Annotated in this window: 16 protein-coding genes; 8 read left to right on the top strand and 8 right to left on the bottom strand. The window is 72.8% G+C overall.

Features of this window, described 5'->3' with window-relative positions; genetic code table 11:
- Window positions 1-30 precede the first annotated feature (30 nt).
- Complete coding sequence (locus tag ASE27_RS14530) at window positions 31-609, top strand: Dps family protein (protein WP_056651868.1); 579 nt, start codon at window positions 31-33, stop codon at window positions 607-609.
- 205 nt (window positions 610-814) lie between these two features.
- On the top strand, window positions 815-1,270 hold the full coding sequence (locus ASE27_RS14525; protein WP_056651866.1) for a VOC family protein: 456 nt from the start codon (window positions 815-817) through the stop codon (window positions 1,268-1,270).
- Window positions 1,271-1,305: 35 nt separating this feature from the next.
- Here ASE27_RS14525 and ASE27_RS14520 read toward each other — a convergent pair whose 3' ends face one another.
- Complete coding sequence (locus ASE27_RS14520) at window positions 1,306-2,001, bottom strand: tyrosine-type recombinase/integrase (RefSeq protein ID WP_157257646.1); 696 nt, start codon at window positions 1,999-2,001, stop codon at window positions 1,306-1,308.
- Window positions 2,002-2,075: 74 nt separating this feature from the next.
- On the bottom strand, window positions 2,076-3,290 hold the full coding sequence (locus ASE27_RS14515) for a Fic family protein (protein ID WP_056651862.1): 1,215 nt from the start codon (window positions 3,288-3,290) through the stop codon (window positions 2,076-2,078).
- A 94-nt stretch (window positions 3,291-3,384) separates the two neighbouring features.
- Here ASE27_RS14515 and ASE27_RS14510 point away from each other — a divergent pair, with 94 nt between their 5' ends.
- A complete protein-coding gene (locus ASE27_RS14510; protein ID WP_056651859.1) occupies window positions 3,385-4,068 on the top strand; it encodes a YigZ family protein in 684 nt (227 codons plus the stop codon).
- A 196-nt stretch (window positions 4,069-4,264) separates the two neighbouring features.
- Here ASE27_RS14510 and ASE27_RS14505 read toward each other — a convergent pair whose 3' ends face one another.
- Window positions 4,265-5,041, bottom strand: a complete 777-nt coding sequence (locus tag ASE27_RS14505; protein WP_056652284.1) for a MerR family transcriptional regulator — start codon at window positions 5,039-5,041, stop codon at window positions 4,265-4,267.
- A gap of 176 nt (window positions 5,042-5,217) precedes the next feature.
- On the opposite strand from ASE27_RS14505, the gene ASE27_RS14500 reads away from it, so the two are divergent.
- Window positions 5,218-6,552: a serine hydrolase gene (locus ASE27_RS14500; RefSeq protein ID WP_200955955.1), complete on the top strand. Its 1,335-nt coding sequence runs from the start codon at window positions 5,218-5,220 to the stop codon at window positions 6,550-6,552.
- Window positions 6,553-6,721: 169 nt separating this feature from the next.
- On the opposite strand, the gene ASE27_RS14495 is transcribed toward ASE27_RS14500, so the two are convergent.
- Entirely contained in the window at window positions 6,722-8,152 is a 1,431-nt protein-coding gene (locus ASE27_RS14495) for a UTP--glucose-1-phosphate uridylyltransferase (RefSeq protein ID WP_056651853.1), read from the bottom strand.
- A gap of 84 nt (window positions 8,153-8,236) precedes the next feature.
- On the bottom strand, window positions 8,237-8,857 hold the full coding sequence (locus tag ASE27_RS14490; RefSeq protein ID WP_056651850.1) for an L-threonylcarbamoyladenylate synthase: 621 nt from the start codon (window positions 8,855-8,857) through the stop codon (window positions 8,237-8,239).
- Between the two features lie 64 nt (window positions 8,858-8,921).
- On the opposite strand from ASE27_RS14490, the gene ASE27_RS14485 reads away from it, so the two are divergent.
- Window positions 8,922-9,668 (top strand): endonuclease/exonuclease/phosphatase family protein, encoded by a 747-nt coding sequence (locus ASE27_RS14485; protein ID WP_056651846.1) that lies wholly within the window; start codon window positions 8,922-8,924, stop codon window positions 9,666-9,668.
- Between the two features lie 174 nt (window positions 9,669-9,842).
- Here the strand turns inward: ASE27_RS14485 and ASE27_RS14480 are convergent, their stop codons facing one another.
- Window positions 9,843-11,657, bottom strand: a complete 1,815-nt coding sequence (locus tag ASE27_RS14480) for an FAD-dependent oxidoreductase (RefSeq protein ID WP_056652282.1) — start codon at window positions 11,655-11,657, stop codon at window positions 9,843-9,845.
- 172 nt (window positions 11,658-11,829) lie between these two features.
- On the opposite strand from ASE27_RS14480, the gene ASE27_RS14475 reads away from it, so the two are divergent.
- The 3 genes from ASE27_RS14475 to ASE27_RS14465 all read left to right on the top strand — a co-directional run bounded on the left by ASE27_RS14475 (window position 11,830) and on the right by ASE27_RS14465 (window position 14,131).
- A complete protein-coding gene (locus tag ASE27_RS14475; RefSeq protein WP_056651844.1) occupies window positions 11,830-12,693 on the top strand; it encodes an SDR family oxidoreductase in 864 nt (287 codons plus the stop codon).
- Window positions 12,694-12,799: 106 nt separating this feature from the next.
- Window positions 12,800-13,222, top strand: coding sequence for a cyclic nucleotide-binding/CBS domain-containing protein (locus ASE27_RS14470; protein WP_056651841.1), 423 nt, complete (start codon window positions 12,800-12,802; stop codon window positions 13,220-13,222).
- A 141-nt stretch (window positions 13,223-13,363) separates the two neighbouring features.
- Entirely contained in the window at window positions 13,364-14,131 is a 768-nt protein-coding gene (locus ASE27_RS14465; protein WP_082608952.1) for a GAF and ANTAR domain-containing protein, read from the top strand.
- Between the two features lie 73 nt (window positions 14,132-14,204).
- Here ASE27_RS14465 and ASE27_RS14460 read toward each other — a convergent pair whose 3' ends face one another.
- Window positions 14,205-14,933, bottom strand: coding sequence for a PAS and ANTAR domain-containing protein (locus tag ASE27_RS14460; protein ID WP_056651838.1), 729 nt, complete (start codon window positions 14,931-14,933; stop codon window positions 14,205-14,207).
- A gap of 145 nt (window positions 14,934-15,078) precedes the next feature.
- Window positions 15,079-15,435, bottom strand: coding sequence for a helix-turn-helix transcriptional regulator (locus ASE27_RS14455; protein WP_139107896.1), 357 nt, complete (start codon window positions 15,433-15,435; stop codon window positions 15,079-15,081).
- Between the last annotated feature and the right edge of the window lies 1 nt (window position 15,436).

Here is a 15,436-nt window from a genome sequence, read left to right as displayed (position 1 = left end):
CACCCTGCACCCCGACTCGAGGAGGACCACATGGCTGCCCACAAGGACCTGCCGGACTACACCGTCCCGTCGCTCACGCTCCAGGAGGGGAAGGACGTCGCGGCAATCCTGCAGGAGCGCCTGCACTCGCTGAACGACCTCGCCCTCACGCTCAAGCACATCCACTGGAACGTGGTGGGTCCGCACTTCATCGCGGTCCACGAGATGATCGACCCGCAGGTGGATGCCGTCCGTGCCATGGTCGACGCGACGGCCGAGCGCATCGCGACCTTGGGGGTACCGCCGCGTGGCACGCCGGGCGCGATCGTCGCCGAGCGCACCTGGGAGGACTACCACCTGGGTCGAGCCTCGACGATCGCCCACCTGGGCGCCCTCGACGAGGTCTACCAGGGAGTGATCGCCTCGCACCGCAAGGCTGCGGCCGACACCGAGACGGTCGACACCGTGAGCAACGACCTCCTCGTGGGGCACCTGCACGAGCTCGAGCTGTTCCACTGGTTCGTCCGCGCGCACCTGGAGTCCTCGGGCGGCGAGCTCTCGACCTCGGGGGCGTCGACCGAACGTGGTGCAGCCCGCAAGGCCGAGTCCGCAGCCAAGAACGAGGCCTGACTCCCCCGACCGCGTACCGGTCGGCTCGACAGACGAAGTGCCCCTGGTCCTCGGCCGGGGGCACTTCGTCTGCCGGCGCCCGCCCCTGCCTGTCCGGGCTTGGTGGTGAGTCGGAGATCTTGGGTGGGTCGATGCGTTCTCTACGCTTGGCACACTATTTTGCTTCGAACAAGCGATGGGGCAGAGTGCGGCATAGCGTGGTCGCATGACCGATCGACCCGATGCCCCGCCCGTGCGCCAGCTCCGCCTCGTCGTCGAGGCCGAGGACTACGACGTCGCTCTCGCTTTCTACCGCGACCTGCTCGGACTCCCCCAGGAGGCCGCCTTCACGGGCGAAGGGGACGCGCGCGTAGCGATCCTCGACGCGGGGCACGCCACCCTGGAGATCGCCAACCCCGCGCAGAAGCGCATGATCGACGACGTCGAGGTGGGACGGCAGGTCGCTCCCCCGCTGCGCGTCGCGTTCGAGGTGTCCGACGCCGCCGCCGTCACGACGGCCCTCGTCGACGGCGGAGCACACCTCGTCGCTCCGCCCGTCCGTACGCCCTGGAACTCGCTCAACGCGCGGCTCGAGGCGCCCGCCGGCCTGCAGATCACGGTCTTCCAGGAGCTCGGCGCCGAGGCGCCCCGCTCCCCCGCGGACGACGACCGCACGACCTGAGCCCCGCCGTCGGGCCCCTGGAGCCTGGCGAAGGCCTACGCCCCCGCTGCTCCCAGGGGCTCGCCCAGGACCTCCGAGTCCGCGTGCCAGGCCCGACGGACCTGCTCGAAGCGCGTCGGGAGCGGCGGGCGCACACCGCCGTACCGCGCGTTGGTCCGCTGCACGAACCTGCGCCACGACAGCACCAGGCCCTGCTTGGTGATGGGCAGCCCGCTGGCGACCGTGACGCCGTTGTCGTGCGTGTGGTGCACGGTCAGGAGCAGCGCTCGCGGGATCGACCCCTCGAGCTCGGAGCAGAGGTCCTCCCGGACGTCCATCCAGCGGCGCAGGACCAGGACGACACCCGGTTCGAGGCGGTGCTCGCGCACCGTGCGGTGCTTGCCGTGCTGCACCACGACGCGCCCCTCCCCCGCCTGCGCGCCCGTCGGACCGAGGTCGAGCGAGTCGACCGTGCAGCGCAGCAGGTCCGAGTACCGGGCGCCCGTGGCACGCGTCAGCCCGACGATGACGGCCAGACGCACCATCTCCGGCTTGGTCGAGGCGTACATCGCGGCGACCGAGAGCTCGCGCCACACCCACTCCGCCTCGTCGCGCGTCACGGGCGGCCGCGGGTAGCGCGGGGCGAGCGCCTGCGCGGCCTCACCGCCCGACGGGCCGGGGTCGGGCGCATGCTCCTGCCCGACCGGGTCCGTCGGGGCGTCGTGGGGTGAGTCGGCGGCGTCGGTGACCATGAAACCACCCTATCCGCTTGGCACACTATTTTCCGCCCTGACGCTCAGCGTGTCACGGGCCGCCGCCCGTCGGGTCACACCTCGCGCAGCCGCCGCGTGAGGTCGTCGATCTCGCCCAGCACCTCCGTGGCCGCCCAGACCCCGTGCCGCTGCGACGTCGAGATCCGCGAGAGGACGCCCGCCTCCGTGAGGCGCCCCAGCGCCTCGTAGGCCGCCGCTCCGGACGTCCCTGCGACCTGCCGCGCGAGATCCCCGTCCAGCACGGGGTGGTCCAGGAGCGCGTCGAGGATCGACGCCGCGGCCGAGCCCGCCCGCGGGCGCACCTCGGCCCGCCACAGCCCCGGCAGCTCCGCGAGGTTGTCGGCGGAGACGCGCGCCTCCTGCGCAGCCCTCGACGCGCTCACGGCGAGGTAGCGCACGAACTGCGCGGCCCGCCCCTCCCGGTAGGCGTTGACCCGCGCGAAGTACTCCCCCGTGTCGGCGAGCATGGCCGAGGCGACCGGGACCACGAGCGTCGGCGCAAGCCCCCGTCGACGCCACACCGCGCCGATCAGGGCGCGTCCGATGCGGCCGTTGCCGTCCGTGAACGGGTGGACCGACTCGAACTGGGCGTGCGCGATCGCGGCCTGGGCCACGGCAGGGAGGTCGTCGCGCCCCAGGAATGCGACCAGGTCGTCCATGTACGCGGGCACGAGCTCGGGTGGCGGCGGGACGTGCACGGCTCCACGGGGCGAGTAGTCGGACCCGCCGATCCAGTTCTGCACGGTGCGGAGAGCCCCCGCCGCAGGTCCGTCCAGGGGGTCGTCCTTGAGCAGCGTCCGGTGGGCCGCGAGGACGTCGTCGAGCCCGATCGCCCCCGAGCCGCCGGCGGCGTCGACCAGCCGCGACACGGCCCGGGCCGCCGCGACCGTGACCTGCGCGTCCTTGCTCGCGCGCACACCGATCGTGGCCTTGGCCAGGTCGGCGAGGCTCGCGTCGTGCCGCTCGATCCGCGACGAGGCCACAGCCTCGGTGCGCAGCAGGAACGTGGCGAAGGACGACAGGACCGGACCGTGGACCGCGTCGAGCCGCGTGATGTCCACGGCTGCGCGCTCGATGTGCGCGGCGTCCTCGGCGGTCGGCACGTAGGCGACCTCGGCGATCAGGGGCGGCAGCGAGACCGTGACCTCGCGCAGCATCCGGTCCTCGCGCGGACCTCGGGTCATCGAACGCCAGGGACGCGCCTCGCTCGTGTGGCGCGGCCAGTCCGGCTCGTCCGTCGTGCTGCTCGCTGTGGCCGCGTCCGTCATCGACAACCTTTCCGTGGACATCCTTGAATCAAGGTTATGCCCTCTAACCTTGACGCGCCCAGCGGGAAGTCCAGGTTGGCTACGCTGGTCGACGATGACCTCCCCAGCCCGCTCCCCCGGCTCCGCCGGCGGCGACCCATCGCTCCCCTCGACCGTCGCCCGCCCCGTCGAGCACGAGCTCGTGGTCAAGAAGTCCCGGTTCATCACGCTCCTGCACCCCGTCACGACGGTCGCGGCCGCCGAGGCCGTCATCGCGCGCGTCCGCAAGGAGCACTGGGACGCCCGGCACCACTGCACGGCGCTCGTCGTGGGGACGCACGCCGACCAGCAGCGCTCGAGCGACGACGGCGAGCCCTCGGGCACGGCAGGCATCCCCATGCTCGAGGTCCTGCGGCACCGCCGCGTGACCGACGTCGTCGCGGTCGTCACGCGCTACTTCGGCGGCGTCCTGCTCGGAGCCGGAGGCCTCGTCCGCGCCTACTCGAACGCCGTGAGCGAGACGCTCGACCTCGCCCCGATCCTGCGTCGCGAGGTCATGGTCGAGGTCACCGTCGAGGTCCCGCACGCGGAGGCCGGCAGGATCGGCAACGTCCTGCACGAGTGGTGCGCTACCCACGGCGCGGTGCTCGAGGGCGCCGACTACGCCGCCCGCGCCGTCTTCCGCCTGCTCGTCCCGCCCGCGCAGCTCGTGCCGCTCGAGGCCGACCTCGCGTCGGCGTCCAGCGGGACGCTGTCGCCTGCCGTGGGAGACCGCCGGGTCGTCGACGTCCCGGCCTGAGACCACGACGAGGGCGAGGGGCTCTCTCCCGGCCGCGTGGCGCCGTCGGGCACGAGGAACCCGCCCGACGGCGCCAAGCGCCTCTCAGGGAGCCTCAGCGCCCTCGTGGGCCCGGTCCCCCGGGAACCCGACGTCCGCACCCGCCGCCCGGCACGAGGCGGCGCCTCGCAGCAGTGCCCGGTCTGCCGGGCGACCGTCACTGACGCGGAACAGTGATGCCGGCCGCGCGCAGCTTCGCCTCGACCAGCGTGTTCAACCGGGCGATGGAGGGTGCCTGGTCTTCCCGGTGGTGGTTGACCACCGCGTAGCGGGAGGCGGCGTCGGACTGGTCCTGAAACCCGGTCGGCATCGCCAACAGCGCCCGCTGGGTCAGCAGCTTGTCGGCCAGCGTGGACGCCAGCTCCTCGATCCGCAGGTCGTCCGGATCCCACGACCTCGCATCCCAACAGCGCTTGGTCAGCTCGACGAACTCGGGGTCGCCCAGGGAGTGTTCGAGCCGGTCCAGGAAGCCGTCGAAGATCTCCGGGACCACTACCCGGGCCAGCACCAGGGCCTCCCGTTGACCGGCGATGTAGCCGGGACCGAAGCCGAGCTCGGCGAGCCGCTCCAGGACCGCGCAGGCCCGGTCGGGCAGCAGGGCGCGGTCACCGTGGTCGAGACGGTGCAGCCTGTCGCGTCGGGCGACGAGGTCTTCGATCCGTTCGGTGAGTCGGTGGTGGACGTCGTCCAGGGTGGCGGCGAACGTCGCGGGATCGGCGTCGAGCAGGGCACCGATCTCGACCAATGGCACGCCTGCCGCGGCCAGGGTCCGAACCTGGACCAGCCGGTACAGGTCGTCCGACCGGTAGCGGCGGTAGCCGGAGCCGTCGCGTTCCGGCTCGGCGACCAGGCCGAGCCGGTGATAGTGCCGCACGGTCTTGATCGTGACATCGACGAACGCCGCCGCCTGACCGATCGTGAGCCCGTCTGTCATCGGCTCAGTGCACCTCCGGATCGCGGCGGCGGCGGCCTTGCGCACCGTGCCGGTTCGACGGCCCGGAAGCCCGGACGATCACCGTCGAGGATAGCGCGCACCCGTTCCATGCCCCCGCTGGCACGAGGGACAGGGCCCTCGCGATGGGCGCCTCCCCCTTGATCGACACAGGGGGGTTGACCTTGACCTTGGGTCATGGCTGCAGGCTCTGCGCATGGCCGTTCGAAGGGCCAGGCAGCCACCAGGGCCGCCGTGAGAACCACACCGTCAAGGGGAGATCCATCATGGGAACGAGCAACAGCGGCTTCTCCGACGCAGGGCTGCGTCGGCTGCGCGAGGTGCTGGCACAGCACGTCGAGTCCACGAAGATTCCCGGCCTTGTCGCCCTCGTCAGCCGCGGCGGCCAGACGCACGTCGAAGCGATCGGGACGATGCGTCATGACGGTGGCGCGCCGATGCGCCGGGACACGATCTTCCGGATGGCGTCCACGTCCAAGCCGGTCACGATGGCGGCGGCGATGATCCTGCTCGACGAGTGCCGGCTGCGGCTGGACGACCCCGTGGACCAGTGGCTGCCCGAGCTCGCCGACCGGCAGGTGCTGACGCGGCCCGACGGGCCCCTGGACGACACCGTGCCGGCGCACCGGCCGATCACCGTACGGGACCTTCTGACGTCCACGTTCGGGCTCGGGGTGGACTTCGAGTCGATGGCTTCCCCGATCAGGGCCGCGACCTTCGAGCGTCTCGACTACAGCGTGGCATCCGGTCCGGCCCCGGAGCCGGACGAGTGGATGCGTCGCCTCGGCGAGCTGCCGCTGCAGTACCAGCCCGGAGTGCGGTGGCAGTACGACCTCAGCAACGAGGTGGTCGGCGTGCTCGTCTCCCGGGTCACGGGACAGTCGTTGGAGACGTTCCTGCGGACACGCATCCTCGATCCGCTGGGGATGAAGGACACCGCCTTCCACGTGCCTGCCGACAAGATCGACCGACTGCCGCCGCTGCTCGGGCCCGACCCGCAGACCGGCGAGTTCCTCGTGTGGGACGAGGCGGCAGGAGGAAGGTCCAGCGCGCCTCCCGCGTTCCAGGGCGCCGGCGGCGGGCTGGTCTCGACCGCCGACGACTACCACGCGTACTTCCAGATGCTGCTCGACCACGGGATGCACGGAAGTGAACAGATCTTGTCCCGGGCCGCCGTCGAGCTGATGACCACCAACCGTCTCTCGCCCGAGCAGCTTGCCGCCAGGGAGACGATGTTCAGCAACGTCGCCCACCTGTCGTCCGGCCAAGGGGCGAACGGCGGCTGGGGCTTCGGGATGGCGGTGCGCACCTATCGCGGCGACTACGCGCCCATCGGCCAGTTCGGCTGGTTCGGCGGCACCGGCACCACCGCCTACGCAGACAGGACCAACCAGCTCACCGGAGTCCTGCTCACCCAGGTCGGACTGTCCACCCCGGATTCGCCGCGTGCCATGAGCGACTTCTGGACCACGCTCTACCAGGCCATCGACTGACGACGAGCTCGAACGGTACCTTGCGGCACCTCCGCACGCGGCTCGGTCTCGGTCGAGAGCGGTCTCGCCATCTGTTCACGGTGCCATGAACCGTGCAGATGTCATGGCGCCGTGACTTCTGCAGAAGTCACGGCGCCATGACGTTCGCCCGCGAGCACGGTGCAGTGATTCAGGAGCCCGCGACGATCCCTGCAGGGCCCACGTGCGCACCGTCCGGGACGCTCGACGGTGCGCCAGCGTCCTCCAGGACCGCGTCACCCTCGGCCACGACGTCCCGGCCGAACGTCCAGTCGCCCCGCACCGCGAGCCCGGTCGCTCCCCGCAGCGACGGCACACCCTGCGCGAACCGCGTGTCGAAGTCGCCCACGAGCTTGTAGTACGCGCTGTCGAGGTCGATCAGCGGCGCCTCGACCCGGGCCCGGAGCGTGAAGTCCTCGGCGAGCTCGTAGACGTCCGAGCGGAGCAGGAGCAGGTCGCTCGTCGCCTTGACGGGCAGGAAGCGGCTGCGGTTGACCTCGATCACGGTCGAGCCCTCGAAGACCTCGATCGCGGCGCCCATGGCCGACTCCATCTGGATCACGGGCGTCGACGACGGGTCGGTCGGGTCGACGGTCTTGGGGTTGACGATGAGCGGCAGCTCGAGGACTCCCCCGGTCCGCTCGAGCTCGGTCGCCAGCGCCCGCAGGTCGAGCCACAGGTTGTTGGTGTTGAAGAACTTGTGACGCTCGATGTCCCCCGCGGCCGCCAGGTCCTCCTCGGGGGTCTGCGCGGTCTCACGCAGCACGAGCCGGCCGTCCGAGCGCCGCACGACGAGATGGCCGCCCTTGCGGTCCGCGGGCGTCCTCCGAGCCACCTCGGCCGCGAACGGAGCGCCCGACGCCGCGAACCAGCCGGCCATCGCCGCGTCCGGAGCAGCCCCGAGGTTGTCCGAGTTGGACACGCTCGCGTACAGGTAGCCGGCGTCCAGCAGGGCCTGGAGCGCCCCCGACGCCACGAGGGCCGTGTACAGGTCGCCGTGCCCCGGCGGGCACCACTCGAGGTCCGGGTCCGCAGGCCACTCGACGGGCTCGAGGTCGTCTGCGCGCAGCTTGGGCTCACGGTTCTGCAGGAAGTCCAGGGGTAGCCCGTCGACCGCGAGGTCGGGGTAGGCCGCGAGCGCCGCGAGGGTGTCGTCACGGGTGCGGAAGCTGTTCATGAAGAGCAGGGGGAGCTGGGCGCCGGTGGTGGCGCGGGCGGCGCGGACCTGGCGGGCGATGATGTCGAGGAAGGTCAGGGGGGTGGCGTCGGAGCCGTCGGTGCTGCCCGTGTCGCGCACGGTGAGGAGCGACTTGGCGCGGTCCATGCCCATGGAGGTGCCGAGGCCTCCGTTGAGCTTGATGAGGACGGTGCGGGAGAGCGCGTCGGCGGCGTCCTGGGGGGTGACGTCGAGGTCGTCGCGGTGGGTGACGTCGGTGAGGGGTTCGATGTCGGCCTCGGGGACGGTGCCGGTGGCGCCGTCCTGGAGGAGTGCGTAGAAGCGGCTGAAGACGTCGATCGCGGTGGGGTGGACGCCGGCGTCGGTCATCTTGTGCTGGGAATGGGTGAGGCCCTGGCTGCTCATGGTGTCGATGCTAGGGCTGGTGGGCGGGATCGCGCTGGGTGGTTCGTGGTGTGCCGGTCACACGCGGCGCGCGGGGGGCCGGTGCTACTCGAAGCGGGAGGGGTCTCCTGCGCCGACGCGCACGACCTCGGCCGTGCCGGAGGAGAAGTCGACGACGGTGGTGGGTTCGGTGCCGCAGTCGCCGGAGTCGACGACGGCGTCGACCTGGTGGTCGAGGGCTTCCTTGATCTCCCACCCCTGGGTCATGGGTTCGTCCTCGCCGGGGAGCAGGAGGGTGCTGGACAGCAGGGGTTCGCCGAGGGCGCGCAGGATGGCCTGGGTCACGGCGTGGTCGGGGATGCGGACGCCGACGGTCTTCTTCTTGGGGTGCGCGAGGCGCCGGGGCACCTCGGAGGTCGCGGGCAGGATGAAGGTGTAGCTGCCGGGCGTGGAGGCCTTGATGGCGCGGAAGGCGGCGTTGTCGATCTTGACGAGCTGTCCGAGCTGTGCGAAGTCGGCGCACACGAGCGTGAAGTGGTGCTTGTCGCCGAGGTGGCGGATGTCGCGGATGCGTTGGGTGGCGCTGTGGGAGTCGAGCCGCGCGCCGAGGGCGTAGCAGGAGTCGGTGGGGTAGGCGATGAGGGCGTCGTCGCGCAGGAGCGTGACGATCTGGTCGATCGCGCGGGGCTGGGGGTCGACGGGGTGCACGTCGAAGTACTTCGCCATGGACCGAGCCTAGGTCAGCGCGGCTCGGCGTGCCGCGCGCCGGGGTGGGAGGACAATCGGTGGGATGCGACTGGCGACCTTCAACATCCTGCACGGGCGGTCCACGGTCGACGACCTGGTGGACGTCGACCGGTTCGCGCGTGCGGTGGCGGACCTGGGTGCGGACGTGCTGGCGTTGCAGGAGGTGGATCGCAACCAGCGGCGCTCGGGGCACGTGGATCTCGCCCGGGTGGCGGCCGAGGCCATGGGTGCGGTCGACCACCGGTTCGCGGCGACGATCGATCGGCGGGGCGCTGGGGGGCGTGCGCAGTACGGCGTGGCGCTGCTCTCACGCTTCCCGGTCCACGAGTGGCGGGTCCTGCCCCTTCCTCGTCGCCCGTGGTGGCGCCCGCTCCCGCGGGGGAACGACGTGCGTCGTCCGCGGTGGCGCCTGGACGAGCCGCGCACGGCTCTCGCCGCCGTCGTCCTGGCTCCGCAGGGCCCGTTGACCGTGGTCGCGACGCACCTGAGCTTCCTGGACGGCTGGGGCGAGCACCAGCTCGACCACCTGGCGGCGGGTCTTGCGGACGCCCCGCGCCCCTTGGTGGTCCTGGGGGACATGAACCTGCGGTCGGAGATCCCGGCGGCGGTCACGGGCTGGAGCCCGTTGGTGGTGGCCCGGTCGTACCCGGTCGCGCACCCGACGTTGCAGATCGATCACGTCCTGGCCGACGGGTCGGTGCGCCCGACGTCGCCGGGACGGTCGGTCGACACGGGGCTCTCGGACCATCGGGCGCTCGTGGTGGACGTGGAGATCGAGCCTCTCGGCTGAGTCGCGGCCGCTGGCCCACCGGCACTGTTCGAACAGGAGTTCGACGTCGTCGTCCCGCATCGCACCCACGGATAGAACACTTGTTCGACCACCGCTTCGAAAGTGTCCCGATTCCTTCGAACAGGTGTTCTATCTCTTCGCCCGCCCGTGGGGCAGGGGCACTTCTCCCCCGGTTCAGGCCGACGTGCCGTGCGTGATGCGCACGACGGGCAGGCGCAGCGCACCGGGCGCCCCGGCAGGCACGGCGGGGCGCAGCGGCTCGACCGGGGCCACGCGCCGGTAGGCGCTGCCGAGCGGGGGACGCGGGTCCTCCTCACCGCGTCGGGGCCACATCGCGACGGCCCGCTCGGCCTGGGCCGTGATCGTCAGCGACGGGTTGACGCCCAGGTTCGCGCTCACCGCGGCCCCGTCCAGGACGTGCAGCCCCGGGTGCCCGAACACGCGCTGGTACGCGTCGAGCACCCCGGACTCGGGTGAGGCGCCGATCGCGCAACCGCCCAGGAAGTGGGCTGTGAGGGGCATCCCGAACGGTTCGCCGATGCTCCCGCCGGGCGCTCCGCCCATGACCCGGGCCAGGCGCCTGGCCGCCTCGTGCGCGGCGGGGATCCACCCGGGGTTCGGGGCGCCGTGCCCCTGGCGCGAGGTCATCCGGCGCCGCCCCGTCCACGTGCGCCGCGTGTACGTCGTCAGCGAGTTGTCGTGGCTCTGCATGACCAGGGCGATCACGGTGCGCTCGGACCAGCCGCGCAGGTCGAGCATGGCGGGCAGCCGGCGGCGCTGGGCCCACAGCTCGCGCACCCACTCCCCCGGCGAGGGCGCGATCCCGGGGCGGGCTCCGTCGTCGGGCGCGGTCCCCTCGCCCTGAGTGCGCGGGCCGCGAGCGCCGCGGGGCGTGACGAGGACGGTCTGCAGGAGGGCCATGGCGTTCGAGCCGCGGCCGTAGCGCACGGGTTCGACGTGCGTGTGGGCGTCGGGGTGGAACGAGGAGGTGATCGCGACGCCGCGCGTGTAGTCGGGCGCGGTTCCCCCCGGGGGGCGCCGGTCGGCCGTGGCGCCCAGCAGGGCCTCGGAGTTGGTGCGGGTGAGCATGCCGAGGCGCTCGGAGAGGTGCGGCAGGGTGCCCGCGTCGCGCTGGGCGTGCAGGAGCTGCTGGGTCCCGTGCGCGCCGGCCGCGAGGACGACGTGCTGGGCGGTCCAGCGGGTGCGCCGGGCGAACGGTCGGTCGGTGCGCCGCGAGGTGACCTCGTAGCCCCCGTCCGGGAGCGGGGCGATGCGTGTCACGGTCGTCAGGGGGTGGATCCGCGCCCCGGCGGCCTCGGCGAGGTGCAGGTAGTTCTTGACGAGCGTGTTCTTGGCGCCGTGGCGGCACCCGGTCATGCACTGGCCGCACTCGAGGCACCCGCGCCGTGCGGGTCCCGCGCCGCCGAAGAACGGGTCGGGCACGGGCACCCCGGGGGCGCCGAACAGCACGCCCACGGGGGCGGGCGTGAACGTGCCCTCCACGCCCATCTCGCGCGCGACCTGGTGCACGGCCTCGTCGGCGGGCGTGCGGCCCGCGTAGGTGACGACGCCGAGCATGCGCCGGGCCTGGTCGTAGTAGGGCGCGAGCTCGGCCTTCCAGTCGGTCAGGTGGCCCCACGAGGGGTCGGTGTAGAACGCGTCGAGCGGCTCGTAGAGGGTGTTGGCGTAGACGAGGGACCCGCCACCGACCCCGGCGCCGGCCAGGACGAGCACGTCCCGCAGTCGGTGCACCCGCTGGATGCCGAGGCAGCCGAGGCGCGGCGCCCACAGGAAGTCGCGCAGGTGCCAGGAGGTCGCGGCGAAGTCCTCGTCGGCGAAGCGGCGACCGGCCTCGAGGACCGCGACCCGGTACCCCTTCTCGGTCAGCCGCAGGGCCGCGACGGACCCGCCGAAGCCCGAGCCGACGACCAGCACGTCGACGTCACGGGTCGCGGTGCGGTCCTGGTCCGCAGAGACGTCGTCGGTCATGGTCGTGGTCACCTCGTCGCACGTGCGGGCGCCCCGTCGCGCCCGGCAGGTGCTCATCCTGCCACCAGCCACGGGGCGGGGCGCACGCACCTCCTGCGAGTCCGCGAGCGCCGACCTAGCGTGGGGAGGGACCGGTTCGACGCGTCCCTCGACACCCCGACGGAGGAACACCATGCCCGACGACGCCCCCGCCTTCCCCGCCCAGCAGCAGGAGCCCCCGGGGCTCACCGCACCGATGGACCCGGCTCCCGACCACGGGGAGACCTCCTACCGCGGTTCGGGCCGTCTCGCGGGCCTGCGCGCCCTGATCACGGGCGGTGACTCGGGCATCGGCCGGGCCGTCGCGATCGCCTTCGCGCGGGAGGGCGCCGACGTCGCGATCGGCTACCTGCCCGAGGAGCAGCAGGACGCCGAGGAGACCGCGCGCTGGGTGCGTCAGGCGGGCCGCGAGGTCGTCCTGCTGCCCGGGGACCTGCGCGAGGAGCAGGTGGCGCGCGACACGGTCGCCGACGCGGTCGCCCGCCTGGGCGGTCTGGACGTGCTCGTCAACAACGCGGGCTTCCAGATGGCGCGCAGGTCGTCGATCGCGGACGTCACCACGGACGACCTCGACCGCGTGCTCAAGACCAACCTCTACGCGCTGTTCTGGGTCACGCAGGCCGCGCTCGAGCACCTGGGCGAGGGGGGCTCGATCGTCAACGTCTCCTCGATCCAGGCCTACCAGCCGTCCACGTCGTTGCTCGACTACGCCTCGACCAAGGCCGCGATCAACAACTTCACGGTCAACCTCGCCGCGGAGGTCGGCGCGCGGGGGATCCGCGTCAACGCCGTGGCCCCCGGACCGATCTGGACGCCGTTGCAGCCCGCGACCCAGCCGCCCGAGAAGATCGAGGCGTTCGGTGCGGACACCCCGCTCGGTCGTGCGGGGCAGCCCGCCGAGGTCGCCCCGGCCTTCGTGTTCCTGGCCTCGCCCACCGACGCGGGCTACGTCTCGGGGACCGTGCTGGGGGTCACGGGCGGCAAGCCCGTCTTCTGAGGTCGCCCCGCCGCCCCGCCCGGCCGGGGCGGCGGTCTCGGGCTAGCCTGGACGCGGGTCGAGAAGTGGCCCGCACGCACCGCAAAGGGTCCCTCGGAGGCCGACGATGCCCACGACCATCGCCCAGCTCATGTCCACGACGTTCTGCACGGTCGAGCAGAGCGCGACGGTCGCGAGCGTCGCGCGCGCGATGATCGACGAGGACGCCGGCGACGCGGTCGTGCTCGACGACGGGGACGTCGTGGGCATCCTCACCGACCGCAGCATCGTGCGCGCCCTGGCGGCCGACGCCTCGCCCGACCATCCCGTGGGCGGGCTGTGCACCGAGGACCTCGTGGTCCTCAGCCCCCAGGACCCCGCCCGGGAGGCCGTGCGGATCATGGAGCGCCACGCCCTGCTGCGCCTGCCCGTGATGGTCGGGGCCGAGCTCGTGGGGATCGTGCGGCTCTCCGACCTCGTGACCGCGATCGAGCGCGGGCTCGTCACCGTGACCGAGACCCAGGGCGCCGGGAGCCTGGAGGGCGCCTGAGCCGAGCCCGCGTGGGGTGCCCCGGGGCGGCCCAGGCCCGGACTTTCGCGTGCGGGCGCGTAGCGTAGTCCCCGAGAGGTGGAGGACCGGCGCGCTGTGCACCGGACACCGGACACCCCCGAGCACGAACGGGTACGCAGGATGACGCAGGAGCTGCAGCAGACCACCACCACCGCCCCCTCGACGGTCGAGTACGGCACCGGGGTGAGCCCGGCCTCGGCCGTCGAGTCCTCCGTCGCGGCGGCTGCCCGCGCCCTGGCCGAGGAGCCGAGCCTCCAGGAGACTCTCGACCGGATCGTCGAGCTCGCGGTCGCCATGGTCGACGGCTGCGACGCGGCCGGGATCTCGCTCGTGACCCGCAAGGGGCAGATCGAGACCCCGGCGGCGTCCCACGCGCTCGCCCGACGCGGCGACGAGCTCCAGTACGCCCTCAACGAGGGGCCGTGCCTGGACGCGATCCGCGAGACCGACCTGGTGCGCACCGACGACCTGGCCACCGAGCCCCGCTGGCAGCGCTGGGCCGACCAGGTCCAGGACGAGCTGGGCGTGCGCTCGATGCTGTGCGTCCAGCTCTTCACGAGCGAGACCTCGCACGGCGCCCTCAACCTCTACTCGCGGTCCGTGGCCGCGTTCCCCGCCACGACGCTCTCGATGGTCTCGACGTTCGCCGCGGTCGCCGCGGCGGCCCTGACCGCGGCCCGCACCGAGGAGCAGCTCACGAGCGCGGTGCAGACGCGCACCGTGATCGGGCAGGCCCAGGGGATCCTCATGGAGCGCTACCAGCTCTCCGCGCAGCGCGCGTTCGGGGTCCTGAGCCGTGTCTCGCAGGACTCCAACGTCAAGCTCTACGACCTCGCGCGCCAGGTCGTCGAGACCCGGGTCCTGCCCCAGCGCCCCAGCGCCGACTAGGGGCCCGGGCGCCGCGGGACCTTCGGTCCACCACCGCACCACCGCGCCACGCAGCGGCGCGGCGCGGGCCGGCTCAGCCCGCGGCCGCGCCCTTGCGCCGGAAGAGCTGCGCCCCGCCCACGCGGCTCACGCTGCCGGGCTCGAGCGCCGCGAGGCACGCGTCGGCGCGGTCCTTCGCGTCCTCGCCCAGCCCGCCCGCGACGGACAGCGCGTCGAGCAGCTCGCGGGCCACGTCGGGCAGGCGACGGCTGCTCTCGCTCGCGTGCACCACGAGCAGGTCCAGGGCCCCGTCGGAGTCCAGCCCGTGCGTGGCCATGAGCACGCCCTTGGCCTGGTCGACGACGGCGCGGTCCGCGAGCCCCACCGCGACCTGGCGGGTCACCTCCCGGCGCAGCGCGTCCTCGTGGGCCGCGGTGCTGTCCACGACCAGGCCCACGACCTCCACGACGGCCCCCGACGCGTCCCGGCGCCCCTGACCCGTGACGGTGACCGTCCTGGTCCGGCCCCGGGCGTCGACGATCCGGTGGCTGCAGCTGAAAGGACGCCCCGTGGTCCGCAGCATCGCGATCTCGCGCAGGACCGCGTCACGGTCGTCGGGGTGCTTGTGCGAGGCCAGCAGCGCGGCCGTGGGCGCGACCGATCCCGGTGCCAGCCCGTGCAGCAGGTACATCTCGTCGGACCACCACCACTCGCCCGTGCGCAGGTCCACGCGGTACTGCGCGGTGGGGTGCGCGCGCCCGATGCTCAGCGCCTCGGCCAGAGGGTCGCGCCGGCGACGGCGGGGGGTTCGTTCGGTCGTCATGAGGTCTCGCTCTCAGCACAAAGTGTCGAGGGGCCGCTTCCTGACTCCTAGGTGCCCCACCTTAGGCCCCGGCGAGCAGGAGAGCCAGCATGCCCTCGCGTCCCGGCGGCCCCACGGTGACCTCCTGATGCCGCGGGCGCCCGCCTCACTCCTCGAGCGCGTGGTGCGGCGGCAGCGGGTAGAGCGTGTGCTCGGTGTGGTGCAGGACGTTCGTCACGAGCGCCCCCACGTGCTCGGTGGCCTGCGCGTAGTAGACGCTCGTGCCCTCCCGCCGCGAGGTCACCAGGTGGCCCGCACGGAGCTTGGCCAGGTGCTGGGAGACCGCGGGCACGGGCCGGTCGAGGGCCTCGGCGATGGCCGTGACCGACATCTCGGTGCCGGACAGCATCTGCAGCACGGCCAGGCGCGTGCGGTCGGCGAGCAGGCGCAACACCTCGACCGCCCGGTCGAGGTCGGCCTCGGGAGGGGCGGCGGGTCGGACGTCGCGCTGCGTGGTGGCCATC

Source organism: Oerskovia sp. Root918 (genome assembly GCF_001428945.1).
Lineage (GTDB): Bacteria > Actinomycetota > Actinomycetes > Actinomycetales > Cellulomonadaceae > Oerskovia > Oerskovia enterophila.
Note: the sequence above shows the minus strand (reverse complement) of the source record. Positions and strands in the feature narration are given on the sequence as shown.